The 24450-nt window shown below is 44.4% G+C and carries 19 protein-coding genes, 1 riboswitch and 1 other annotated feature; of the genes, 14 read left to right on the forward strand and 5 right to left on the reverse strand.

Annotated features, from left to right (window positions below):
* Window positions 1-357: 357 nt before the first annotated feature.
* Complete coding sequence (locus tag GC098_RS26650) at window positions 358-942, forward strand: helix-turn-helix transcriptional regulator (protein ID WP_171646233.1); 585 nt, start codon at window positions 358-360, stop codon at window positions 940-942.
* Window positions 943-1077: 135 nt separating this feature from the next.
* Here the strand turns inward: GC098_RS26650 and GC098_RS26655 are convergent, their stop codons facing one another.
* Entirely contained in the window at window positions 1078-1923 is an 846-nt protein-coding gene (locus GC098_RS26655) for an AraC family transcriptional regulator (RefSeq protein ID WP_171646234.1), read from the reverse strand.
* A gap of 176 nt (window positions 1924-2099) precedes the next feature.
* Here GC098_RS26655 and GC098_RS26660 point away from each other — a divergent pair, with 176 nt between their 5' ends.
* From GC098_RS26660 to GC098_RS26680, 5 genes are all read left to right on the forward strand, one after another.
* Entirely contained in the window at window positions 2100-3584 is a 1485-nt protein-coding gene (locus GC098_RS26660; protein WP_312880354.1) for a tagaturonate epimerase family protein, read from the forward strand.
* Between the two features lie 168 nt (window positions 3585-3752).
* The gene (locus tag GC098_RS26665; protein WP_171646235.1) at window positions 3753-5153 is read left to right on the forward strand and encodes an extracellular solute-binding protein; all 1401 of its coding nucleotides are present in this window, start codon (window positions 3753-3755) and stop codon (window positions 5151-5153) included.
* 187 nt (window positions 5154-5340) lie between these two features.
* Window positions 5341-6402, forward strand: a complete 1062-nt coding sequence (locus tag GC098_RS26670; RefSeq protein ID WP_171646236.1) for an SGNH/GDSL hydrolase family protein — start codon at window positions 5341-5343, stop codon at window positions 6400-6402.
* 12 nt (window positions 6403-6414) lie between these two features.
* The gene (locus GC098_RS26675; RefSeq protein WP_171646237.1) at window positions 6415-7977 is read left to right on the forward strand and encodes an extracellular solute-binding protein; all 1563 of its coding nucleotides are present in this window, start codon (window positions 6415-6417) and stop codon (window positions 7975-7977) included.
* Between the two features lie 72 nt (window positions 7978-8049).
* Complete coding sequence (locus GC098_RS26680; protein ID WP_246358995.1) at window positions 8050-10104, forward strand: alpha/beta hydrolase; 2055 nt, start codon at window positions 8050-8052, stop codon at window positions 10102-10104.
* 322 nt (window positions 10105-10426) lie between these two features.
* Here the strand turns inward: GC098_RS26680 and GC098_RS26685 are convergent, their stop codons facing one another.
* Together GC098_RS26685 and GC098_RS26690 are read right to left on the reverse strand one after the other, a co-directional pair.
* The gene (locus GC098_RS26685; protein ID WP_171646238.1) at window positions 10427-10735 is read right to left on the reverse strand and encodes a hypothetical protein; all 309 of its coding nucleotides are present in this window, start codon (window positions 10733-10735) and stop codon (window positions 10427-10429) included.
* Between the two features lie 56 nt (window positions 10736-10791).
* Window positions 10792-11085, reverse strand: a complete 294-nt coding sequence (locus GC098_RS26690) for a DUF3055 domain-containing protein (protein WP_171646239.1) — start codon at window positions 11083-11085, stop codon at window positions 10792-10794.
* A gap of 200 nt (window positions 11086-11285) precedes the next feature.
* Here GC098_RS26690 and GC098_RS26695 point away from each other — a divergent pair, with 200 nt between their 5' ends.
* Window positions 11286-12299, forward strand: a complete 1014-nt coding sequence (locus GC098_RS26695; RefSeq protein ID WP_171646240.1) for an HRDC domain-containing protein — start codon at window positions 11286-11288, stop codon at window positions 12297-12299.
* A gap of 52 nt (window positions 12300-12351) precedes the next feature.
* Window positions 12352-12621 (forward strand) — a binding site (T-box leader).
* Window positions 12622-12673: 52 nt separating this feature from the next.
* Window positions 12674-13933: a tyrosine--tRNA ligase gene (gene tyrS / locus GC098_RS26700; protein ID WP_376773960.1), complete on the forward strand. Its 1260-nt coding sequence runs from the start codon at window positions 12674-12676 to the stop codon at window positions 13931-13933.
* A 66-nt stretch (window positions 13934-13999) separates the two neighbouring features.
* On the opposite strand, the gene corA is transcribed toward tyrS, so the two are convergent.
* Together corA and GC098_RS26710 are read right to left on the reverse strand one after the other, a co-directional pair.
* On the reverse strand, window positions 14000-14935 hold the full coding sequence (gene corA, locus GC098_RS26705) for a magnesium/cobalt transporter CorA (RefSeq protein ID WP_171646241.1): 936 nt from the start codon (window positions 14933-14935) through the stop codon (window positions 14000-14002).
* Between the two features lie 303 nt (window positions 14936-15238).
* Window positions 15239-15466, reverse strand: coding sequence for a hypothetical protein (locus GC098_RS26710; RefSeq protein WP_171646242.1), 228 nt, complete (start codon window positions 15464-15466; stop codon window positions 15239-15241).
* A 238-nt stretch (window positions 15467-15704) separates the two neighbouring features.
* A riboswitch (SAM riboswitch) is annotated at window positions 15705-15833 on the forward strand.
* 101 nt (window positions 15834-15934) lie between these two features.
* Here GC098_RS26710 and metA point away from each other — a divergent pair.
* From metA to thrS, 6 genes are all read left to right on the forward strand, one after another.
* Window positions 15935-16879 (forward strand): homoserine O-acetyltransferase MetA, encoded by a 945-nt coding sequence (metA, locus tag GC098_RS26715; protein WP_171646243.1) that lies wholly within the window; start codon window positions 15935-15937, stop codon window positions 16877-16879.
* A gap of 35 nt (window positions 16880-16914) precedes the next feature.
* Window positions 16915-18081 (forward strand): aminotransferase class I/II-fold pyridoxal phosphate-dependent enzyme, encoded by a 1167-nt coding sequence (locus tag GC098_RS26720; RefSeq protein ID WP_281367135.1) that lies wholly within the window; start codon window positions 16915-16917, stop codon window positions 18079-18081.
* Complete coding sequence (locus tag GC098_RS26725) at window positions 18081-19253, forward strand: trans-sulfuration enzyme family protein (RefSeq protein WP_171646245.1); 1173 nt, start codon at window positions 18081-18083, stop codon at window positions 19251-19253. The genes GC098_RS26720 and GC098_RS26725 overlap by 1 nt, the downstream gene beginning before the upstream one ends.
* A gap of 136 nt (window positions 19254-19389) precedes the next feature.
* Entirely contained in the window at window positions 19390-20526 is a 1137-nt protein-coding gene (gene mqnC / locus GC098_RS26730; RefSeq protein ID WP_171646246.1) for a cyclic dehypoxanthinyl futalosine synthase, read from the forward strand.
* A 656-nt stretch (window positions 20527-21182) separates the two neighbouring features.
* Window positions 21183-22124 carry a putative sporulation protein YtxC gene (gene ytxC, locus GC098_RS26735; protein WP_171646247.1) on the forward strand — a complete coding sequence of 314 codons (942 nt, stop codon included), beginning with the start codon at window positions 21183-21185 and terminating at the stop codon, window positions 22122-22124.
* 347 nt (window positions 22125-22471) lie between these two features.
* Complete coding sequence (gene thrS, locus GC098_RS26740) at window positions 22472-24406, forward strand: threonine--tRNA ligase (protein WP_029194118.1); 1935 nt, start codon at window positions 22472-22474, stop codon at window positions 24404-24406.
* The last annotated feature ends 44 nt before the right edge of the window (window positions 24407-24450 follow it).

A 24450-nucleotide genomic window follows, 5' to 3' on the forward strand; every position in this document is an offset into this window, starting at 1 on the left:
GGTTTGAATACAACAATTGTATTTCAGAGGTAGTACCCGTATCAAAGTGTGACGTATTACGCCTATCCGAAATTGATACTTTTATTTGAATCTTGAAAACAACCTCCCAACGGGCCGTCTAGCCTTTGGGAGGTTGTTTTTGTCGATATTGCGTCGGCGTGATGCCGACCGCTTTCTTGAAGAGCATATAGAAATACCCAGCGGGGGCGGATATTATTACGGTGTTCTTTTCGGAAAGCGTCCAAACCTTTTAGGCCGTTGAGTCACTTGTCAGGAAGGTTTTTTGCTTACAATCACATTTTTTTAATATCAATACCATTGACGATTACATGTAAGGAGCAGTTGACAAGATCAACATTGGAGGAGAATCGACGATACGTTGGGTTGGGAACGAACCTGTTGCTCAATATTTCACCTGATGATCGCAGATTGCTGTTTGGGGTGATGTCTAAAGAGTTGGAAGTCACGCTCCGCCAACTGTTCATTTCTCAGAAGTACGATCTAAAGCGGTATACTGAGCTATGTTCCATCATCTATCGGGTGTTTAGTCTTATGATTCCTTTAGATGACTCTGACAAGCATAAACAAGGCAGAGAAAATTGGATTTCCAGAAGCGTCGATTACATGGATACCCACTATATGGAGAAAATTTCAGTACGAGATGTTGCGGATTATCTATCCGTTCATCGGGCATATTTCTCCAAGCTATTTTCTGAGCAGATGGGGGTATCTCCTGTACACTATTTGCAAAAGCTGCGCATGAACAAAGCAGAGGAGCTGCTTAAATCGAGTTATACGATCAGTGAAATTTCGTTGATGCTCGGCTACTCTGATCCTTACGCCTTTACGCATGCTTTCCGTAATTATCATGGTACCCCTCCAGGAAATTGGCGGAGGTCAATGCACGGAGAAGTTAGAAAAGTGATTAGTGAGCAATTGTGAGAGAAGGGACAGGTGCGAGTTTCGCATCTTGTCCCTTCTTTTTTAACTGCTGGTGAGAATGGGCTACTTGTTTGAGGATGACTTCGATTTGTTCCAGTGTCTCGGTTCCAAGCTCAACATCATCGGCTTTCACACTTAAGTAACCGCCGATTGCCGATAGCGAAGAGGTGTTGTTTTGGTCATTTGACGGAAGACACGTCCGAACTGCACAAGTGAACCGAAGCCTACCTGCTCAGCGATCAAAATCACTTTTAGTTTCGTAGTTGTCAGCAGTCGCTGCGCTTCTTGCACACGAACGAGATTCACATATTCAACAAGTGAAAATCCAGTGATTTCCTTGAACATACGGCTTAAATAGGCCGGGCTGATTTCGAATCGCTCAGACAGCTCTTCCAGACGGATTGGTTCAGGATAATGAATATTGATAAATCTCACGATGGTGGAAATTTTCCGATGCAGAGGTGAAACGTGTTCGGGAGATGTGGACGGATGCATAAGGACGAAACGTGCCGTGAATAGCAGAAGCTCGGTTAAATATTGCCGCAATGCGAAAGTTTGCCCAAGCTGCGGCTCTTTCGCTTCATGAATCAATTTACCAAGAATGTCTTCGACCAACCGGCGAGTAGGCAAATCCAGTCGCAAAACGGGTGTAGCATACGTGAAAGCATCGAGAAGAAATGGAGCATCCTCTTTGATATTCGCTAAAAAGCTATCATCGAAATTAATCACTACACGTGCATGTCCTAAGTTGTCCGAGTCTGATGTCGCATGAAGCTCACGCCGATTAATGAGCACAAGGTCTCCAGGAAGAATGAGATACGAACGATCACGAATGAAGTACATACGCTCACCTTCATACAAATAGTAAAGCTCGTACATGTCATGCATGTGTTGAGTCCTCTCGAAAGAACCAGAACGATGAATATGTTGGATATAAAATGGGCCTTCTTCTTCATTGCCGAGGGTGACAGTTCGTGACATAGGTAGGACTCCTTTGGTTCTCTATGATTATTTGAAGTATAGCATGGTTTTTGTGAAAAATATGAATAGTTTTAACGAAAAATAAGAAGAGATGATGAGAAAATTTTCGTACCTTGCGATATGATTAAGCCATGAGAAATGAGTAAACGCTTGCAAAACAAGGGAGGATTTACACAGTGAAACAGCTTATCGAAGCTATTAAATCAGGAAATATAACGACATTTTCTTCACCGGATGTGAAAGTGTATGTATCATCCTATACGCAAGTAGGTAACACTTCCCTTCTAATGGTGCGAACAGCGGCAGGTAAGAAGCTTATCGTTACAGGCGAGGGAGAACTATACGACCAACTCATTGGGGAAAACGTGGACGGAGGCAAAGTGGCTTCGTTATCTCACGAAAATCGTCTGACGCTTAACCAGTTCCTTCCATATACGGCTCCACAGGCATTTGGTACACAAGTAGCTACAATGGGTTTAGGGGATCGACTTGGGATTGCAAGCCCTGGACATATTCAAACGATTCGCGGCAAAGACATTCGCCCTGTACTTGCACAGCAAAGTATTCGTGAACTCGCGCTAACAGGTCGAACATATGAGGATGTTTTGGACGCGGCTGCTTATGCTGTATTCCAAGAGGGATATAAAGATGGGTATGGCGCAGACGGAGATCATTTGAAGAAAGAAGAAGACATCGAGTATGCGCTGCGTCTTGGTTTTACGATGCTGACACTGGATTGCTCGGAAAATATCGACAATACCATTGAATCCAAGTCTGAAGCAGAAATCGCTGCAAAATATGAACAGCTGCCAGCTAGCTTGCGCAATCATTATGAAAAGCGTTACCTAGAGACAGCAGCTAATGTTCCTGGAGCAACGCTTAACTATACACGTCAAGCTTTACAGAAAGATGTCCTGATCTACGACGCAGCGATTAATTTCATGGAAGCTATCTTCCGTAAGTATATCGCGACGCTTGATCGCGCTGTTGATTTTGAAATCTCTATCGATGAAACGGCTACGCCGACATCACCAGAAGCACACTACTTGGTAGCTAACGAGCTTCGCGATCGCGGGGTTACAATTTTCAGTATGGCACCGCGCTTCTGTGGTGAATTCCAGAAAGGAATTGACTATATCGGCGATATCGCTCAGTTTGAACGTGAATTAGCTAGCCATGCCGCGATTGCTGTGCATTTCGAATACAAGCTTAGTATTCATTCCGGCAGCGATAAATTCAGCGTATTCCCGCTCATCGGACAGTACACGAACGGCCTATTCCATATCAAAACAGCAGGAACGAACTGGCTCGAAGCGGTACGCGTCGTAGCGAAGGTTAATCCCTCTCTATACCGCCGCATGCATCAGTATGCGCTTGATCATTTCGGTGAGGCTACAGCTTATTATCATGTGACAACTGACATTAACGCTATCGTCCCATTGGGGGAAGTGAGCGATGCTGATCTACCGGATTATATGGAAGAAAATAATGCTCGCCAACTGCTGCACATCACGTATGGCTTGCTACTTCAATCGAAGAATGCCGATGGCAGCAAACAATTTGCGGACGAATTCTTCCAGACGTTAGCTGAACAAGAAGATGCCTTTGCTGAAGGGCTTCGCTATCATATTGGCAGACATTTAGAGCTGCTAGGTAAATAATTATAGAGTCGATCTCCAGATGAGGAGGTCGGCTTTTTATTTGGTGAGTTGTTAGGGGAGATGCCGTTAATCGGAGTGAGACATATTCGTCCATCGCTTGTAGACCCGTAAGGATTTAAGTATGATTAAACAAGTGAGTGTTAGACAGTAAGATAGTGAGGTAGCTGCATGCAAAAGAGATTAAGCCGCAAACATTTTCGGGTTCGGCTGGAAGATATGATTGTTACGCTGCGTCAAGAAATCTTGTCTGGTAAAGCGGCTATCGGCAGCTACTTGCCTTCCGAAAGTGATCTGGAAAAGCGATTCGAGCTCAGCAATGCATCCGTTCGCAATGGTCTGAAAGTTCTCGTAGAGGAAGGATTTATTGAGAAAATTGCCAGGGTAGGAAATAGGATAACAAGTCCCTCTTCCGAACAAAAGACGGTTATCAAATTTGGTTATGTCCATTCATTTGCTGGACTTGTCGAGATGGAAGAACTGCTGGAAGAGTTCGCTAAGCAATACCCGCATATCGTTGTCCATCCGATAGAACTGCCTTCGGGCAGCTACTCCAAGTCTTTGAAGCAATATATGGAAGCGGAGCTCCTCGATTGTGTAATGATTAATAATAATAATTTTCAGGATTTCGTGGAAAATGACTGTACCCATTTATTGGAGCCGATTGAGCAAATGGATGATTTGTATCCGTTTTTGACGGAACCGTTTCAACAAGGAGGTCACACGCTCGTTCGGCCATTTAATTATTCGCCTGTCGTTTTGTGCTATAACAAAAAGCATTTCGAACAGTCTCAAGTTCCACTGCCGGATAGCAGTTGGGCATGGCGTGATCTTTTTACATATGGTCAACAATTATCTGTGAAGAATGAACGGTTTGGCTTTTATTTTTATTTGCCCTCCCGTAACCGCTGGCCGATCTTCATGCTGCAGAGTGGAACAAGCTTTCAAACCGATGATAGCGGAAACTACCGATTGCATGGAAGCAAGATCATAGAAAGCTTAGAAGCATGCAGAGATCTGCTAGATGTATTTCCAAGAATTCTTTCGGAAAGCAATGCCGATGCGGAAGCGCTTTTTCTGGAAGAAAAAGTTTCGGTTATTATGACAACCTATTTTTTCTTAAATCAGCTGCGAGATTCTAACATTTCCTTTGAGGTCTCCCCATTGCCGGGTTTGCAGGATTCGAGTACGCTGCTCATTATTAATGGGCTAGCTGTTAACAGCCGTTCTTCTAACAAAGAGGCAGCAAAGCTGTTGGTCGACTTTCTGACCACTTATGAGATTCAATTAATGCTTCGCCGCAAAACGTTGAATATTACCGCTCACCGACGTGCCATGGAGTGGGAGGGGGAGGAGTCAGGGTATCGTCCGTCTAGATTCTTTTTATACAGGGAAATAGTCCCCACGTTTCGGCTAATTACGGAATTGGGCCTCAGCAATTACCAATTAAAAAGCATCCAGCGTGATATTATGTTATTTTTATCGGGTCTGCAAAATAGTGCAGCGCTTAGCTCCAGATTGGAACAATTGTTGATCGAAGCTAAAGAAAGCAACATCATTCATTCTTCCTAAGGGTTTTCATAGGTGAACACAGGTGCAGGCTCATCCAAAGAGCTTGTACTTTTTTTATTTCCACCCCATAAAATCACAAGTCGAACCAAAGAAAACCATATTGGCTGCGCTTACATTGATGATATCATAAATATATGAGTTAGATACGAGTCAGAAACAAAGTGAAATGATAGGCGGGGTGACTAACATGCAGCATAATGGTGTTTATTTTCACAATGTCACGGAACTTGAACAGCTGCCATACCTGCCAGGACTTCGATTACACCGGTTTCCGAAGCAGGTTCGTCACAGTTTAACGGAGAAGGGCAGAACGAAGGCGGTGCAGTCGAACGGCTGCGAGCTTCGATTTGTTACAGAAGCGAAGTATGTACAAGTGGTGCTGGCTTCGCAGGAAACGAACGGTAAAGTGCTGGTGTTTAAAGGTGATTTTTTCCATTCTTCTCATCAGTTAGAGGCGGGGGTTGCAACAACCATCCAGTTGGAAGAGCCTGAAAGGTTTGCTCAAGTAATCCCGGAGAAACTGAACAATAGGGCGTTCTCTTCTAATGTTTGGCGCATTTTCTTTGAACGGTTTAGCGCTGTATTCTATGATATTGATGCGTTCGGGTTTGAAGTGAGGCCTCCTCATAAGCATGAGATGCCTCAGTTGACACTTCTAGCTTACGGCTCATCGATAACGCAAGGGGCAGGAGCTTTAAGCCATTACAACGGCTATATACAGCAAGCTGCCCGACGTCTAGAAATTGATGCATGTAACTTGGGACTTAGCGGATCCTGCTTTTGCGAAAAAGAGTTGTCAGATCATATTGCGGAACGCAATGACTGGGATATGGTCTATCTTGAGATCGGTGTCAACATGCGAGCGGTAGTTTCTACGGAGGAATTTGAACAACGCTCATCTTATTTACTGGACAGTATCATTGAACGGCATCCTGAGAAGCCTGTATTTCTGACCTATATTTATCCAAATCGGGCTACGTATTTCAGTGATTATAACCATGATTACAGCGAGGCTGAAAGACGCTATAACGAAATCTTAGCGCAATATACGGCAAATAGAAGCCACCCTTTCCTGCACTTGTTGGACGGGAGTAAGATCGTGGATGACTTTACTTCACTTACTAGCGATCTCATTCATCCTTCTGATTATGGCCATATTCGAATGGGGGAGAAGTTGGCAGGTTTCATGCTTCCAACTGTAAATAAGCTGCGAGAACGGCAAGTGAAACATGGAGTTATTTCCAAATAGGAGGAGATTGATATGAGAAAGAAGTGGCTTTTATCCATAATCAGTGCATCTTTGCTTGCCGCAACCGCAGCAGGATGCTCGCAGGCAGGGAAACAGGAAACAGCAACTGCAGGCAAGCCTGAAGGTGGGAAGGCGGCCTTCTCGATATCCTTCCGGTCCGGGAATATTTCGTATGCGGAAAATCACCCGAACATTAACGAAGAGAAATGGGTAAAGAAGCTGGAGGAGCTAACGAATACAGATTTGGACATCCGCTTAATGTCTCACAAAGAATTCGATCAAAAGATGATCCAGATGTTCGCCATCCATGATATACCCGATGTTGTTCAGGCGAGCTCGGGCTTGACGAATCCGCAATTGGCAGGGTCGGTGCAGGCTGGTGTATTTCTACCTTTAAACGATTTATTAGAAAAGCACGGTAAGAACCTTTTGAAAAAAATACCGAAAGAAGCATGGGAAAAAGAAACGGACGCCAAAGGGAATATCTACGCGATACCAGAGTGGTTATCGAATCCGTCCAGAAGAGCGACTTGGATCCGTACAGATTTATTAGAAAAAACAGGCCTGCCAGAGCCCAAAACGGTTGATGATTACCTCAACGTTATGCGTGCGTTCAAGAAGCTAGGTGTTGAGAATCCATATATGGGACGAGAAGATTTCGTGTATGCGGATGCTTTCTTCGGGGCTTATGATGTTTTCGGTAACTTCTTTATGAAGCAGGGCGATCAAATCGTTCCTAAGTTCTTTAACGTAGAAAATATGCAAAAGGCCATTCAAACCTATAAAACGATGGTGGATGAAGGCTTGATGAATAAAGAGTTTGAAACCATCAATCCGACCAAGTTCAAAAACGATATTTTAGCCGGAAAAGCAGGGATATGGAACATGAATGCCAACTTGTTGATTCAATGGGATCAGCAGTTGAGAGAAAACGTGGCAACCGGGAAGATGAAATTGATTTCATCTCCAACTGGACCTGACGGCAAGGGCGGATTGCGGCTTGTCGGTAACGTGACTAGAGCTTATTTGATTAATAAAAGTGCAAAGGATCCAGCGGCTATCATTAAATTTTTCGATTGGATGGTTAGTGACGAGGCGGAGAAATTTTTTACCTTTGGTATTAAAGGTGAGAATTACACGGAAGAGAATGGCAAACTCAATTATAAAGCGCCAACGAACGCTAAGGATGTAGATGAGGAGACTTATAGACAAATATTACTCTGGTTAGTTCAGGATACGACTTATAACAAAGGAACTTTGAGTCTTACGCCTGAGGGGCAAGGTCTGATGAAACTGTATGATACGGTATTGGCCAAAGAAGGACGTGACGGTATCCAGTTTGATCCGCAGCTGAAGGGATATTTGAAGAATCCTGATCTTGCGCCAACGGGAGATAAGCTTCCGCCTGTTATTCTCACTCATGTTTTGAAAATGGTTTATGGAAAGGAACCGATCTCGGACTATCCGAAAGTTTTAGAAGAGTGGAAGCAAAAAGGCGGCAATGATGTCATCAAAGAAGCTACGGAAAGATTTAACAAAAATGATGGCGTTAATCTATCGAGAACGAAGAACTGATAACTAGGAAAGCGAGGGAGATAAATGAAGTGCTTTCTGCGAAGTATTGAGATACGTATAGCTCTATGCATCATGCTGCTGATGACCGTTGTTTCACCAATGTTTGAAATGAAATCGCTTTCGGCAGAACCGGTAGACACACAGCTCTTTTATGACAGCTTTGAATATGGTAACGGCGTTGCAGTCCCAACAACTTCGCCATCCCAGTGGTCACAAGAAGGTCTGAATGGAAGTCTGGTGAAGACGACAACTAGCGGCATGCATTCAGGTACCTATGGTATAAAAATAGATGCCACTGATTCGCTAAGCCTACGTCTTAGTACGGTTGGATACCAAAATATTCAGTTGAGTTACTGGTACAAATCAAGTGTTACAGCAGGTAGCGTAAGGGTGGAGTATTCCGCAAACGGAGGTTCCACTTGGCTTGCATTGGATCCCATTAATAGAGCGCAAGGCTCTTTTCAACAACGAACGTATATCATCACGGCAGCAACATACACACCTATTGATAATCTTCCGGATGTAAGAGTGAGATTCAGCGTGGACTCTGCGCTAACAGGCAACATCTATATAGATGATGTGACAGTTAGAGGCACTGCCATCTCCAGCACACCGGATGAGCCTTCAATCCCAGAGCCTGAGGGGCCGGAAATCGAATTCTTCTCCGACAATTTCGATGATCCTGATAATTACGGTTCAGAGGGCGGTGTATCCATACCGTCACCCTGGTTACAGGAAGGCGCTGGGGGAAGCGCCGCCAAAACATCAACGTCAACGAGTGCTCCATCTCTGCCCAATTTCGTCAAAATTGATTCTAACGATGGACTAACCTTGCCGCTCAATACGTCTGGATATGGAAACATCAAGCTGAACTATTTTACAAGAGCATCATCTTATATTAGCGGAAGTATGGTCGTGGAGTGGTCAGGGAACGGAGGGAGCAGTTGGACGACTTTAGAAGAATTCAAACTGCCCCAAGGCACTCCTGAGCAAAAAAACAGCGAATCCAACAAATTGAAAACGTGGACACTAGGAGTCGATGCCAACAACAATCCTAATCTTAAGATAAGATTCAGAGTGGGAGATCCCATGCAAGCGAACATGTACATGGACAGTGTATCAATTGCAGGGCAAGCTATTCCGGGGATCCCGCCTGCTGTCACACCGGTGCCCGCACCTCCACCAACCACGAACCCGGTACCTTTTCCCGTACCAGAAGGTGTTACTTTGTATGAAGATGTTGAAATAGGAACAGCGGGCAACCGCCCCCTGTATACCTCGATTGCCGTGCCCGAAACTTTGCCGGCTGCTCCAATGCCTGTCGTTGTTTATATTCATGGTGGAGGCTGGAATCACGGGGACAGGAAACAAGCGCTAGCTAACATATGCGGATATGTGACAAAGAGAGGATATATCGGCGTTTCGCTAGACTACCGCCTCACTCCTGAAGCGCCTTATCCGGCCCAGATTCAGGATGTGAAACTGGCCATTCGTTATTTGCGAGCACATGCCGCTGAGTATCATATTGATCCTGACCGTATCGGAGTTTGGGGCTCTTCGGCGGGAGGCCATCTTGCTTCGCTGCTCGGTACTTCAGGGGATCTCTTAACGAGTGATCAGGTGGTTCTCGATAATGAAAATACGGTAAATGTGCCAGATCTGGAAGGCTCAGGAGGCTGGCAGGAATATTCAGATAAAGTGCAAGCAGTGGCTGACTGGTTTGGGCCTGCTGATTTCACAACTGCTTTTGCGAATAATTATAGCTCTGTAACGGCGCTTCTAGGCGGGAACCAAGCCTTCATGGTGCCAGATCAGGCAAGACTCGCCATGCCCGGTACGTATGCCTCTCCGGATGATCCGCCTTTCTGGATCCGGCACGGGGACGCGGATTCTACGATTCCCTATACAGATAGCGTTACATTTGCCAATCAGCTAACAGCCGCGGGTGTTCCTGTTGTTGACTTCAAAGTTGTCCCTGGGCAGGGCCACGGGTTCACAGGAACAGCATCAGAAACAGCCAATGCGGAGGCATGGGCATTCATGGATCAGTATGTTAAGAATAGGACCGTGACAGAACACATTTTATACAAAAATGGTTACAACCCGGACGGATCCAATGGATCCTAATCCCCCTGGCCCGGCGCCGCATATCAGCACTATCCCTTTTTCTAAGTAAAACAGGTGAGAATGTTGTAGTAAATACAACAATTTTCTCCTTTTAGAAGTGTAAATGGTGAAGATGATGTACGTCATACAACAATTTCCATTAAATCGAGTGAAATAGCTCCAATTTAAGCAAACATGTTGCACTTTCTACAACACTGGAGAGCTTTAAACACTAAGTAAAGAAAATTGTTGTACGTTTTGCAACTTGATGGGTTCTATTCACATCTAAAAACATAAAACGAGCCGAACGTTTGTAGTTTCAACGTTTGGCTCGCTTGTTTTTTTATTCTTCATTTGTAGGTTCGTTTCGATAATCGTCTTCACCTGGATAGTCCCGCTTAATGCCTTCATGCAGCTCTCGATTCTCGTAAGAGAAAGGATTAGGCGGACGTTGATCCTTACGCCATGGTGAGCTCTTTCCCAGCGATTCTGTATTTAGGCTAGTGCCGTATGGACCCTCTGGGAACTCCTCTGGAATTAGGTCATTGCGCTGCGACTCAACCGTCTCTAGATCAGTGAAATCATCGCGGTATTCAGGGATGAAGCCTTCCGCTTCTGTTTTCTTAGCTAGTTGGGGGGATTCGTCAATCATGGATAAAGCCTCCTTATCAGGTTGCTATGCTTTTTCCAGTGTCCCCCGCAGACAGCTTAAATATCCGTAAAATGAATGGAACCAATAATTTGCGACAAGAATTCATTAAGTTCTAGCGCTTGTTCCTCATTCAGTTTATACACATGTTCCAAATATCCTTCTTCAGCCAGATCATCTGGACCAATAACAGCACTGCGTCCGGATTGCAAATCAATAACAAGCTTTTTGCCGAAATAACGGGATGTCGTCATAATTGCCAGATCAAATCGATGCAATGCGTTGCCAACGAAACAAACGAAACGCGTTGTTGTTTCTTCCTGATGGTCATATAAAAAGTCATAATCAGACATGAGGGCCCTCCATTCTCTTTCTAGTATGTACCCCATTATAACCTAAAAAAGCTCGTCAACAAAACATATCTTGCGCCCATCTGACAAACATGGTATGATTTGGATATTAGAAAAAGGGAAGCACCTTTTCAGCTAACTGCTGAAGGGGTGCTTTTTCGTTTTTCTGAACCTATTTTTAGCTACCGTTTGGAGGAGAAGGCATGAACATTGTATTTCTGAACACTTTGGAGAAAGAAGCGGGGGATCATCGCGTTACATCGGCCCAGGTGTCGATTGGGGAAGAACAAGGCATTTGGAATGTCTATTGGAATGAGCCTGATAGTGCTGGTATAATTCAGCAAGATCAGTGGTATCAGGGGGTGAGCTGGGATGAGATGCTGAGTGCTTTCCGTCAGGGGCTGCGGGATAAAGTTCGTTCCGGTTACCGTCCGCTTGTTAGTACGGATTTGGAATCAGCGCAAGGACTGTCAGGCAAAGCTAGAATAACACAGATGTTGACCTACTACTGCGAAGAAAATCCAAGTGAGGAAGTGTACGAAACGCTCCGTGCTTGGAGGCGCGAACAAGCTGCCCGCGAAGGGAAAGCACCGTATATTCTCGCCACGAACCGTGTCCTTCGCATGATCTCCGTCTTCCTGCCTCAGAGCAAGGAAGAGCTGCAGCAAATTCCTGGCTTTGGCGAGCAGAAGACGACCATGTACGCGGCAGATGTGCTCAATCTCACCGCTGAGTTTACACGTTCGAATGGCTTTCCTTTAGATTGGGTGGCAAAAAGCGTAGATACAGTGAAGTTTGAGGCTTGGCTCCACGCTCAGAAAGAGCAAAAGCTGCGTACAGAGCTTGATCGTGAGGTTAGCAAGCGCAAACTTCTTGAGATTGTTGCTGGCGGAGGAAGCTTGGCGGATTTGCAAGCAGTACTAACGATGCCACGCAGGGAACTGCTGCTTTGGGTGGAGGATTTGGAGCGAGAGGGATACGATATGGATCCGCTTGTGGAAGCGGAGCTTGCTTCGATCCCGGAAGAAGAGCAAATCAAAGCATGGAACGCCTTCGAATCGGAAGGTGACCGCTACCTGAAGCCGGTGCTGCAGCGCATCATCGGCACGGAGGAGCTCAAAGGCAAAGAACTTGACCGCGCCTATGAGTGGTTGCGCTTGCTTCGTTTGCGATTCCGCAGGGAGAAGGAAAGGTTTGCTTCTCAAGCTGCAAGCTAGTGTTGACATTGCTTAGGATTATATGATTAAATGGTCAATAATCTAAATATCAATGAAAGCGATGACGAACATGGGCTATGCCCAAAGTAGGAGAAATGCCGCTGCTGCAGAGAGTCGGTGTAGGGTGCAAACCGATGCAAGTATGGCTCCGAATTACAGTTCTGAGTTGGTTAAGGGAACATGCTCGTTAAGGGCATCAGTAGCTTTTACCCGGCATTCATTTGTCGTTATGAATCTAAGTGAAAGAGAAATTTGCGAATGAGAGCGCGAATCCTTCTCTTTAATTAGGGTGGTACCGCGAGACAACCTTCTCGTCCCTTTGTGGACGCGCAGGTTGTCTTTTTTGTATTTAACATGATGAGGAGGATATTACGATGTTGATATGGGATCAGCTTACCGAAATACAGCAGCAGGAAGTGGAACGTCAATTGCTTGTCATTGGGCGGGGTGCTGCCGAAATCGTGCCTGAGGAAGCACTCAAGCAAAAGATCATACACGCTGTGGTTACAGGAAAGCCGTTAAAAGTAAAGCTTGGCTTAGATCCATCTGCACCCGATATTCATATTGGTCACACTGTTGTTTTGCAGAAGCTGCGTCAATTTCAAGATTTGGGACACGAGGTTCAACTCATTATCGGAGATTTCACAGGACGCATCGGGGATCCTACCGGAAAGTCAGAGACGCGCAAACAGCTGTCAGAGGAAGATGTTAAGCACAATGCGCAAACGTATCAGACGCAATTGTCCAAAATATTAGATTTGACCAAGACCACTTTTTACTACAATTCATCTTGGCTTGGAGCGCTTAGATTCGAAGATGTGCTGAAGCTAGCAGGTAAAGTAACGGTTGCACGTATGCTGGAGCGGGACGATTTTGCAAAAAGATACGCGGCTAACCAGGCGATTCACGTTCATGAGTTTTTCTACCCTTTAATGCAAGGATATGACTCCGTTTCTCTTGAAAGTGACATTGAGCTAGGTGGAACTGATCAAACCTTCAATATATTGATGGGCCGAACGCTCCAAAGTGCTTATGAGATTAAAGAAGGACAGGTAGCGATTCTGATGCCGCTGCTCGAAGGCTTGGACGGTGTTCAAAAAATGAGCAAAAGCTTGCGGAATTACATTGGTATCGATGAGCTTCCTAACGAAATTTTCGGCAAAACGATGTCGATTCTGGATTCGCTCATGACCAAATACTACGAGTTAACAACGACCATCTCAAATGAATCCCTGCATGATCTCAAACGAGGGCTAGAAGCAGGTGCCATCCATCCGAGAGATGCCAAGATGAAGCTGGCTAAGGAATATGTGGAAATGTATCATGGTGCGAAGGCAGCAGAAGAGGCGGAACAGCATTTTATAACCGTGTTCCAAAAGCGAGCTTTGCCCGAAGACATCGAAGAAATGTCTCTAAGTATCAGCCAGCTGGAAGAAGGCCAAATCTCCATCATTAAGCTTCTCGTTTTACTAGAACTGCAAGCTTCCAACGGGGAAGCAAGACGCAGTGTGGAACAAGGGGCAGTGAAGATCAATGAACAGAAGATCATGCAAATTCATGACCAAATAACCCTAAAGGAGGGGGATATTATTCAGGTGGGGAAACGGAAGTTTGTTAAAATTAAGTTGATTTAAACAGGACAAAAAGGGCTCCTTGATAGCAGCATTCTGCTCCAAGAAGCCCTCACTTTTCAAAAGTATCTACAGCCATTCTTTTTTACGGAATAATACATACATGCCTATGCCCAATGCACCCATGAACGCCAACACAATTTCATCACCATGAGCCACATGAAGCCCGAGAATGTTATCAAAATTCATCCCGAACACGCCGGTAATGAACGTCAAGGGCATGAAGATGGTCGTGAGTGCTGTAAAGACGCGCATGATCTCATTCGCTCGGTTAGCGACGCTAGACTGATAGGCTTCTCGTAAGTTGCCCATGAGATCGCGCAGCGTATCAAACGTATCCACGATCTTTACGGCATTTTCATAAATGTCTCCGAAATATTTTTGCAGCTGATGGTCAATTAGTCTAAGCTCTTTTTTACCAAGTGTTCCAATCACATCGCGTTGAGGAACAAGTACTTTTTTGAGCCATAGAATCTCTGACCGAAGTCCAATAATTTCATTCAAATGCGACTTCTTCGTTGCCACTAGGATGTCTTCTTCCAGCTTTTCAATCTTGGCCTCGATACGGTCACCGACCGCCACATAATTATCGACGACAAGATCGACCAGATGGTATAGGAAACGATCGGCGCTGTTTACTTCCTCTTCCCAGAGAAAAGGTTTCAAAGCTCGAAGTTCATTGATTTTTTGCCTAGTGACGGTAATAATGACATGTCTGCTTAGAAATAGATTAAGTGCGCGAAGGAAAATTTCTTCATCATCAAATCGAATACTATTAATAACGATAAAATAATGGGAATCGTAGAACTCAATTTTGGGACGTTGTTCCTCTTCGCTTAAGCAATCCTCCACGGCCAAATCATGAAGATGGAATAAAGGTTGAAGGATCTCTAAGTCCTCTACCCCTGCATCAATCCAATAAAAGCCTCTTTCTGGAGGTGTTAGGGCGACAGTCACGTCATCAACCAACGTAAAAATGCCATTCTGAACCCACCGTGTTTTCATCTGATCCACCCCTTTGAATGGAATCAGCCGGTTAGTTCATCATTTAGAGCAAGGCTCCGGATGAAGGAATAACCGACTGCATTCCTACACTATTAAATTGTTTAAGATCCTTGCAGGTTCTACTCCTCGGTTCTCCGTCCAAACGTATGCCCTCCTTTTTCGTCCGTGTCGAATACTTGTCTAGTATAACCCTTCATATATCACGTTTCAAGCCATAAAAGTTTGCTGAAACAAGGTAAATTGTTGTTTAGATAAAGTATGGAAATAATGCTCAGTAGGTGTCAAAAAAATAGCCACCATGACTTACATGGCGGCTTTTAAAATTTTATTTTTAATTTCTTTGTAAATCTCAATTAATTCAGGATCACCGCGCTGCAGCAATACTTCTTCACTGTCAGCACCGTAAATACGGCATAACAGGGCAGCAGCATCCTCTGCTTGTTGAATAGTTGGTTTTGTCGTTTCAATCAGGGCGAAAAAGCGGTTCAATGAGGCAAAAGCAGAGAAGCTATCGATCGTTTGGGTTGACATAAATGACCTCTTTTCATGAAATAAGTTTTATAAAATAGGGTGTTGTTATATATATTTCGTTGTTTTAATATCATATAACCCGTTTTTAAGTTGGCTTAAACATATTTCTTTGATACGTTTTGTATCAATTGTTTTCATAAGGGGACATACCGTTTCAATTTCTTCTCTTGACAAGTCTTTCATGCCTTGACTTTGGTTGAATTTATAGTATGATAATTTTAATCGCATACGTTACATTTTCTTATCAAGAGTAGGTGGAGGGACTAGCCCTATGACACCCGGCAACCGACAAACCTTTGCAAGCAAAGGGATGCACGGTGCTAATTCTTGCGGAAACGCTGATTAAAGCGAATCTGGGAGATAAGAGAAGGACATTGACTTTGATTTTCCATGGCCTTTCTCTGATTCCAGAGAAGGTCATTTTTGCATTTTTTATCCATTTAAAACTAATGAAGAGGAGTGAACAGGATGCCGATCAAGATTCCTGACAACCTGCCTGCCAAAGAAATTTTAAACCAAGAGAACATCTTCACAATGGACGAATCCGTCGCGTATCACCAGGATATACGTCCACTTCGAATTGCTTTATTGAATCTGATGCCAACCAAAGAAACGACTGAGACGCAGCTGCTGCGCTTAATCGGGAATACGCCATTGCAGGTGGAATTCGTGCTTCTGCATCCGAAAACTCATACTTCTAAGAACACTTCTGTCGAGCACTTGGAAATGTTTTATAAAACATTTGAAGATATTAAAGATGAAAAGCTGGATGGCATGATTATCACGGGTGCTCCTGTCGAACAGATGGAATTCGAAGATGTGAATTACTGGGAGGAATTGACGCAAATCCTGAATTGGAGCAAGCACAACGTCACTTCTACCTTGCATATTTGTTGGGCAGCTCAAGCGGGCTTGTATCATCATTTCGGTGTGCGAAAGTTTGCGCTCGAGAACAAGATGTTCGGTGTTTTTCCTCATACTGTTCAGGTACCGAATACAAAGCTGCTGCGCGGCTTTGATGAAGTCTTTCATGTACCGCAATCTCGTCATACGGATATTCGTCGTGAAGACATTGAACAATGTCCGGATTTGGAGATTTTATCGGAATCAGAGGAGTCCGGTGTTTATATCGCCGCAACGAGAGATGGGAAGCATATTTTCGTAACAGGACATTCGGAATATGATGCTTGTTCATTGAAATGGGAGTACGATCGGGATGTGAGTAAAGGGCTTACAATCGAGATTCCCAAAAATTATTACCCGAATAATGATCCGAGTAGACAGCCTTATAATACTTGGAGAGCGCATGCGAATCTTCTGTTCTCCAATTGGTTGAATTACTATGTCTATCAAGAAACACCATTTGAACTGAACGCTAACATCAACGAAAGCTTGGCAAGCTCGCAATTGTAATTCGAACCCATATCCCTGAGGAGGAACTCCCTTTGTTGAAAATCGAAAGTCGTCTCGCCCAAATTGGCTCTATTGAAGAACCCGTTACTGGAGCTATCAGCTTCCCAGTCTACCAAGCTACTGCGTTCCGTCATCCGAAGCTTGGGCAAAGTACAGGATTCGACTATGCACGTACGAAAAGTCCGACACGCAAGGTGCTCGAGGATGCCATTGCTCAGTTGGAGTCTGGAGATGCGGGCTTTGCTTGTTCCTCAGGAATGGCTGCGCTGCAAACCATTTTTGCTTATTTCAGCCAAGGAGATCATCTGATTGTTTCCTTGGACTTATATGGCGGTACGTACCGTCTGCTTGAGAAAATCATGTCGCGCTTTGGTGTGACCGCTACGTATGTAGACACGAATGATTTAGACGGATTGGAAGCGGCTTACCAGCCAAATACCAAAGGGCTTGTCATTGAGACACCGACGAATCCGCTGATGATGATTACAGACCTTGAGCTTGTGTGTACATGGGCTCGTAAGAAGGGCATCGTATCGATTGTCGATAACACCTTGTTAACGCCGTATCTTCAACGTCCTATTGAGCTTGGTGCGGATATCGTTATTCATAGCGCAACCAAGTACCTCGGCGGTCATAATGACGTGCTCGCTGGTCTCATCGTGACCAAGGGCAAAGAACTCTCAGAGCAGATGGCTTTCCTGCACAACTCCATTGGTGCTGTGCTTGGACCGCAAGACAGCTGGCTCCTTATGAGGGGGATGAAGACGCTTGCGCTTCGCATGGAGCGTCATGAGCAGAATGCAACGGCAATCGCAAAGTTCTTATTGGAACACCCGCTAATCAGTGAAGTTTACTACCCAGCGCTTGAAACGCACCCAGGTTATGCGATTCAGAACAAGCAGTCGAGTGGAAACACAGGCATTTTCTCCTTTAAAGTAAAGGATTCAAGACTGATTGAACCGATTCTTCGTCATATAGAGCTCATTGCTTTCGCGGAAAGCTTAGGCGGTGTCGAATCACTTATGACCTATCCGGCTGTACAAACCCATGCGGATATTCCACTCGAAATTCGTCAGCAAATCGGTGTAGATGACCGTCTTTTACGCTTCTCTGTTGGCATCGAGCATATTGACGATCTGATTGCGGATCTATCGAATGCCCTTAGCAAGGCGCAAGCTGAATTGGAAGGAGATTCGCAATAATGAGCCATCCACAAGATGACAAACGCAAGCCGCATGGCAAATTCGCAACGAAGCTCATTCATTTCGGTGGAGAGATCGATGAAGCGACAGGGGCATCCAGTGTGCCTCTGTATCAAGCCTCGACCTTTCATCAAGCCGACTTAGAAGTCTCACCAGAGTATGACTATACCCGTTCCGGTAATCCAACCCGTCAAGCTTTGGAAGACTACATTGCATTACTCGAAGGCGGTACACGCGGATTTGCTTTCGCCTCTGGTATGGCGGCTATATCATCAGCCTTCATGCTGTTGTCGCAGGGTGATCATGTTATTTGTACCGAAGATGTATATGGTGGTACTTATCGCTTACTTACAACGATTATGAATCGTATGGGTGTTGAGTCAACATTCGTTGATATGACCGATATCGCCCAAGTACGTGCAGCATTGAGATCTAACACAAGAGCCGTATTTATCGAGACACCTTCGAATCCGACACTTCGAATTACAGACATCTCTGAAGTAGCTGCTTTTGCTAAAGAGCATGATTTGCTTACGATGCTGGATAATACGTTCATGACACCTTACCATCAGCGTCCAATCGAGCTGGGCATTGATATTGTTCTGCACAGTGCAACGAAGTTCCTCGGCGGACACAGTGACGTTCTTGCTGGGTTGGCTGTAGTAGCTAACGACAATCTAGGTCGCAGAATGAAACAAATCCAGAATGGTATGGGGAACGTACTTGGCATTCAAGATTCTTGGCTGTTGATCCGTGGGATGAAAACCTTGCGAGCTCGTATGGAAATGTCCGAAACTAGTGCTCGTAGACTGGCAAATTGGCTTTCAGAGCAGCCTGATATTGATGTTGTTTACTACCCGGGACTTCCGAACCACCCTCGTAGAGACGTTCATGAAAAGCAGTCTTTAGGCTATGGAGCGGTTGTTTCGTTCGATGTTGGTTCTGGCGAAAAAGCGAAAAAGCTATTGAGCAAAGTACGTATTCCACTCGTTGCGGTAAGCTTAGGCGCTGTGGAGAGCATATTGTCTTATCCGGCTATGATGTCACATGCTTCGATGCCGAAGGAAGTTCGCTTACTGCGCGGCATTACGGACGGTCTTGTCCGGTATTCGGTAGGTCTTGAAGATATCGAAGACATTATTGAAGATTTGGAACAAGCCCTTCGCGGTTAGACCTCCATGAATTCGAAAAATATTCATATTTGAAATGGAATACACCTTGGTAAAAGCAGCATATTGCTGCTTTTTTGGCATGAATATGGTACGATGATTGGATACAAGCCTTCAGAAAGTAAAGGAGTGAGTAGCTTTGAAACCGATTGATCGCATTTTATATAAAGCACAGTCAGGCGGACGAATTGATATAGAGGAATGTATTACACTTTTCGAATCCGATCAAATAGAGAAGATTGGCGACACCGCCAACCAGATTATGAAGAAATGGCATCCTGATCCAATTACGACCTTCGTCATTGGGCGGAATATTAACTATACGAATATTTGTGACGTCTATTGCAGATTTTGTGCGTTTTACCGTCCACCCGGTTCATCTGAAGGTTACGTATTGCCGGATGAAACCATTTTCCAGAAGATCCAAGAGACTCTGGATGTAGATGGGACCGAAATCCTCATGCAGGGCGGCACGAATCCGAATCTTCCATTTAGCTATTACACGAATATCCTTCGAGAAATTAAGAAACGTTTTGACATTACAATGCATTCTTTCTCGCCAGCTGAAATTATGAAAATGAAAGATGTTTCGGATGGTTTATCATTAGAGGAAGTCGTTCGCCAACTGCACGAAGCAGGACTCGATTCTTTGCCAGGTGGCGGCGCAGAAATTCTGGATGATCGCACTAGACGCAAAATTAGTAAGCTAAAAGGTTCATGGCGCGATTGGATGGACGTTATGCAAACCGCTCACAAAATTGGTATGCATACAACAGGTACCATGGTTATCGGATTTGGCGAATCCATGGAAGAGCGCGCACTTCATATGCTGCGTATCCGTGATGCGCAAGATGATGTTCTGTTTCAGAAGCTCAATACACCAGGTTTCCTAGCTTTTATTCCGTGGACATTCCAACCGGATAATACGAACATGAAGGCAGAGAAAGTCACGCCTGAAGAGTATTTGAAGACGCTGGCGATTAGCCGAATTATGCTGGATAACATTCCTAACTTCCAATCGTCGTGGGTGACGATGGGACCAGAAGTTGGCAAGCAAACACTGAGCTACGGCTGCAACGACTTTGGAAGTACCATGATTGAGGAGAACGTAGTCTCCGCGGCGGGTACAACGCACAAGGTCAACGTTAACTCCACGCTGCGAATCATTCGCGAAGCAGGTAAAATTCCTGCACAGCGGAATACGAAATACCAAACATTGCGAGTGTTTGATGATGAGTCGCTCGTTATCGATAAAGATTTCGTGATGCAAAACTAATAATGTAATTTGGAGAGTAGCTGCGGCTGCTCTCTTTTCGTTTTAAATGCACATGAATTTACTTGAACAAGTTATGAAAAAATTAATGTTATTTTCATGTTTGTTTCTGAAAAAGGAGTATAATTGAAGTAGTTCACAATTTAGACAAACATGATAGGAGTGATTCTTGTGAAACTATTCAAAAATTTTCTTCAAGGATTTTTTTATGCTTTTGTCTCAATTGGTGCACTACCATTCTTGCTTGTAAAGAGTATTTTTGAATCATACTTAGGATAATGGCACAAGATCGATAAGGATTTCGTGATGAAGAACTAGCCAAGGATAAACGACTTCGTCGTCCTTCTGGGACGAGCGCGTTTGTCAAGGTAGATGCGAAGCAAAAGTATAAAACTTATACTTTCTTATCTACTAAAAAAGGCCTCCAACTTGGAGGCTTTTTTTACTTGCTCGGCTGACAAAGAATAGAGAAATTCGTAACTTCCGATTCCAGTCCTGTTTGTGCTGATTGAATGCGTCAATTTGCGAGATTGGCATATATTAACTAAAGATTCGACAAAAAAATGAGGAATAGAAATGGCAAATTGTTCGTTGTATATCTGATTCCTATCGACCATATACTCTTAGGAGGAGGACGTATTGATGAAAGGAGTTAGCCGATGGAACTGTTTGCCATTGTTGTAATGAATGCCGATGAGGCCTATGTACGTTCGCTAAGCGCTCAGATAGAACGTGAGCTGCAGCTTTTACATATCGCTGAAAGTGGAGTAACAGCCCAATTTGATCTACATGAAACACATGCTTATATTCGAATAGAAGTGAGAATGAAGGAAAGAGAAATTTCTTCCATTCAAAAAGAAGTAAGGGAAGGACTTGCTGGCGTTTTAGCGGATCACATCATCGCAGAGAAAGAGTCGCTTATTTTGCGTGATTTGATTGTTAAAGAATTTAAATATGAAGCCATAGACGATTTGGAAGCCATAGAAGGGTACTGCAAGCAATCCATGTGTGTCGAGACGGTCATTGAGGAATTGCCTATTTTGAATGGCAGCTCAGCAAGACTTCGCCGCAAACAAATGTTATCGGAGCAGCTCGTGCAGTCTCTGGAGGAAACTCCGCGGCTGAGCTTGGATGGTTTTCTCAAATTTCGCTTACAGGATTATACTGAGGAGCTGCGAGAGATAGCTGAGTATGCCATTGATGAATTTATGATGGATCGCCAGTATCAGGAATTTATTTCTCTATTGCAGTACTTTGTATATATTCAGGAAGCCAAGATCCCCGTTGCTCATCTTATACATAAAGGCGGGCATGAGTTTGTCATCTTGAATGATCAGCTTGAACTCATAGACGCGAATGAATTCGATACAACCTTTAAGTTAGAAGTACTTGAAAAAGATATTAATTTCGAGGACATGATTGTTAGCACACTCATTACGGTATCTCCGGCAAATATCTACATCCATACGCGAGATCCGGAACTTACGATCATCAAGACGATTAGACAAATATTTGAAGATCGAACAACGGTCTGCTCCTATTGCCGAACTTGTGACATCTTCTTGGGTGAAGCCAAGAAACAAGATCAACTGTCCCCTTGACCTTGAGCGATGAGGCAATTATAATAGTGATCGAAGGCGTTAATATCAAAGACATGAACTTTCTGCAAGAACTGCTCAGAGAGAGGAGACTAGGCTGCAATCTCCTTCAGCTATTCAGATCGTTTACCCCTTTGTAGCCGTGTTGTGGAATTCGACCTGACTTGCAGGATCGTTAGTATACAATACCGGAGTCATTCCCGTTACCGAATGCTGATGAGGATTCGCCTTACCCCTGTGGGCATGCAGCGAATCGAACTAGGGTGGAACCACGAGCTGAGCGCACTCGTCCCTTTTGGGATGCAGTGTGCTTTTTTGCGTTCAAAAATGAACCTATAGGAGGAACAAAAATGGTTGTTCAAGTAAAATTACCAGATGGCGCAGTGAGAGAGTACGCAGTTGGAACGACCATTGAACAAGTGGCGGAATCCATTTCATCCGGACTGAAGAAAAATGCGATTGGCGGCAAAGTTAACGGGAAATCTGTGGATCTGTCGTTCTCCTTGGAAAATGATGCAGACGTTGAAATTCTAACGCTCGATAGTGAAGCGGGATTAGAGATGTATCGTCACAGCACAGCGCATTTGATGGCTCAGGCGATTAAACGTATTTATGGTGAAAAAGCGGTTAAATTAGGGATTGGACCTGTCATTGAAGACGGATTTTATTATGATATCGATTTGGAAACACCGCTTAATCCCGAAGATTTGGTGAAAATCGAGAAGGAAATGGAGCGTATTTCCGGTGAGAACCTGGCGATTACTCGCCGCGTTGTTTCCCGTGAGGAAGCGATTCGCATTTTCACTGAAATGGAAGATCCGTTTAAGCTGGAATTGATTCGTGATCTGCCGGAAGACTCGGTACTTACCATCTATGACCAAGGTGAATTCTTTGATTTATGCCGCGGACCGCATCTGCCATCAACTGGCCGAATCAAAGCGTTCAAATTATTGAGCGTTGCTGGCGCTTACTGGCGTGGTGATGCGAAGAACAAAATGCTGCAGCGTATTTACGGCACTGCTTTCCCTAAGAAAGCGCAGCTGGATGAGCATTTGCATCTTTTGGAAGAGGCTAAGAAACGTGATCACCGTAAGCTCGGCAGAGAGCTTAAAATGTTTGCTTTTTCACGTGAGGTTGGGCAAGGGTTACCGCTTTGGCTGCCAAACGGTGCTAAATTGAGACGTACAATGGAACGTTATATTGTCGACCTGGAAGAGCGTTTGGGTTACCAACACGTTTACACGCCAGTTCTCGCTAATGTTGAGTTGTACAAAACATCCGGTCACTGGGATCATTACAGCGAGGATATGTTCCCGAAAATGGTGATGGACAACGAAGAGCTTGTCCTACGTCCAATGAACTGTCCGCATCACATGATGGTTTATAAAAGCGATATGCGCAGCTACCGTGATCTGCCGATTCGGATTGCTGAGCTTGGCACAATGCACCGTTATGAAATGTCAGGAGCTTTAACAGGTCTACACCGTGTTCGTGCCATGACACTGAATGACGCTCATATTTTCTGCCGTTTGGATCAAATTAAAGAAGAGTTCTCCCGCGTTGTGAACTTGATTCGTCAGGTTTATGCGGATTTCGGAATTACAGAGTACCGTTTCCGTCTTTCCTATCGGGATCCTAAGGATACAGAAAAGTATTTCCAAGATGATCAAATGTGGGAAACTTCCCAACGCATGCTGCGTGAGGTTGTTGAAGAGCTAGGACTTGATTTCTACGAGGCTGAAGGTGAAGCGGCCTTCTATGGTCCTAAACTAGACGTTCAAATCAAAACAGCGCTCAAGAAAGAAGAAACACTTTCAACAGCACAAATTGATTTCTTGCTCCCAGAGCGCTTCCAGCTTGAATACACAGGTGAAGATGGTCAGAAACATCGTCCAGTCGTTATTCACAGAGGGATTATCAGTACTATGGAGCGTATGACAGCCTTCTTACTTGAGAACTTCGCTGGTGCGCTGCCAACTTGGTTAATGCCTATCCAAGCCAAAGTCATTCCGGTATCTCCAGCATTCGAAGAATTCTCGAATCTCGTGACTGAGCGTCTACGCGAAGCTGGTATTCGTGTTGAGGCAGATAATCGTAATGAGAAGCTGGGTTATAAAATTAGAGAAGCGCAGCTGGAGAAGATTCCTTATATGCTAGTCGTCGGTGAAAACGAAGTGAAGAGCGAAAGCTTATCGATTCGAAAACGTGGTCAAGGGGATCTAGGAACCCATCCGATTGATCAAGTGATTGGCATGATTAACGAGGAAATTAGCAAGAAACTTTAAGAGTTCAATCCTATAAATGAAGCAGAGAAGATAATCTTCTCTGC

The sequence above is a fragment of the Paenibacillus phytorum genome (genome assembly GCF_013141715.1).
Classification (GTDB): Bacteria; Bacillota; Bacilli; order Paenibacillales; family NBRC-103111; genus Paenibacillus_E; species Paenibacillus_E phytorum.

Bases quoted from the DNA above. Each gene is read 5' to 3' on its own strand.
- GC098_RS26655 (WP_171646234.1), bottom strand. From the start codon at position 1,923: ATGTCACGAACTGTCACCCTCGGCAATGAAGAAGAAGGCCCATTTTAT.
- GC098_RS26665 (WP_171646235.1), top strand. From the start codon at position 3,753: ATGCAAAAGAGATTAAGCCGCAAACATTTTCGGGTTCGGCTGGAAGAT.
- GC098_RS26670 (WP_171646236.1), top strand. From the start codon at position 5,341: ATGCAGCATAATGGTGTTTATTTTCACAATGTCACGGAACTTGAACAG.
- GC098_RS26675 (WP_171646237.1), top strand. From the start codon at position 6,415: ATGAGAAAGAAGTGGCTTTTATCCATAATCAGTGCATCTTTGCTTGCC.
- GC098_RS26680 (WP_246358995.1), top strand. From the start codon at position 8,050: ATGCTGCTGATGACCGTTGTTTCACCAATGTTTGAAATGAAATCGCTT.
- GC098_RS26685 (WP_171646238.1), bottom strand. From the start codon at position 10,735: ATGATTGACGAATCCCCCCAACTAGCTAAGAAAACAGAAGCGGAAGGC.
- GC098_RS26690 (WP_171646239.1), bottom strand. From the start codon at position 11,085: ATGTCTGATTATGACTTTTTATATGACCATCAGGAAGAAACAACAACG.
- GC098_RS26695 (WP_171646240.1), top strand. From the start codon at position 11,286: ATGAACATTGTATTTCTGAACACTTTGGAGAAAGAAGCGGGGGATCAT.
- tyrS (WP_376773960.1), top strand. From the start codon at position 12,674: ATGTTGATATGGGATCAGCTTACCGAAATACAGCAGCAGGAAGTGGAA.
- corA (WP_171646241.1), bottom strand. From the start codon at position 14,935: ATGAAAACACGGTGGGTTCAGAATGGCATTTTTACGTTGGTTGATGAC.
- GC098_RS26710 (WP_171646242.1), bottom strand. From the start codon at position 15,466: ATGTCAACCCAAACGATCGATAGCTTCTCTGCTTTTGCCTCATTGAAC.
- metA (WP_171646243.1), top strand. From the start codon at position 15,935: ATGCCGATCAAGATTCCTGACAACCTGCCTGCCAAAGAAATTTTAAAC.
- GC098_RS26725 (WP_171646245.1), top strand. From the start codon at position 18,081: ATGAGCCATCCACAAGATGACAAACGCAAGCCGCATGGCAAATTCGCA.
- ytxC (WP_171646247.1), top strand. From the start codon at position 21,183: ATGGAACTGTTTGCCATTGTTGTAATGAATGCCGATGAGGCCTATGTA.
- thrS (WP_029194118.1), top strand. From the start codon at position 22,472: ATGGTTGTTCAAGTAAAATTACCAGATGGCGCAGTGAGAGAGTACGCA.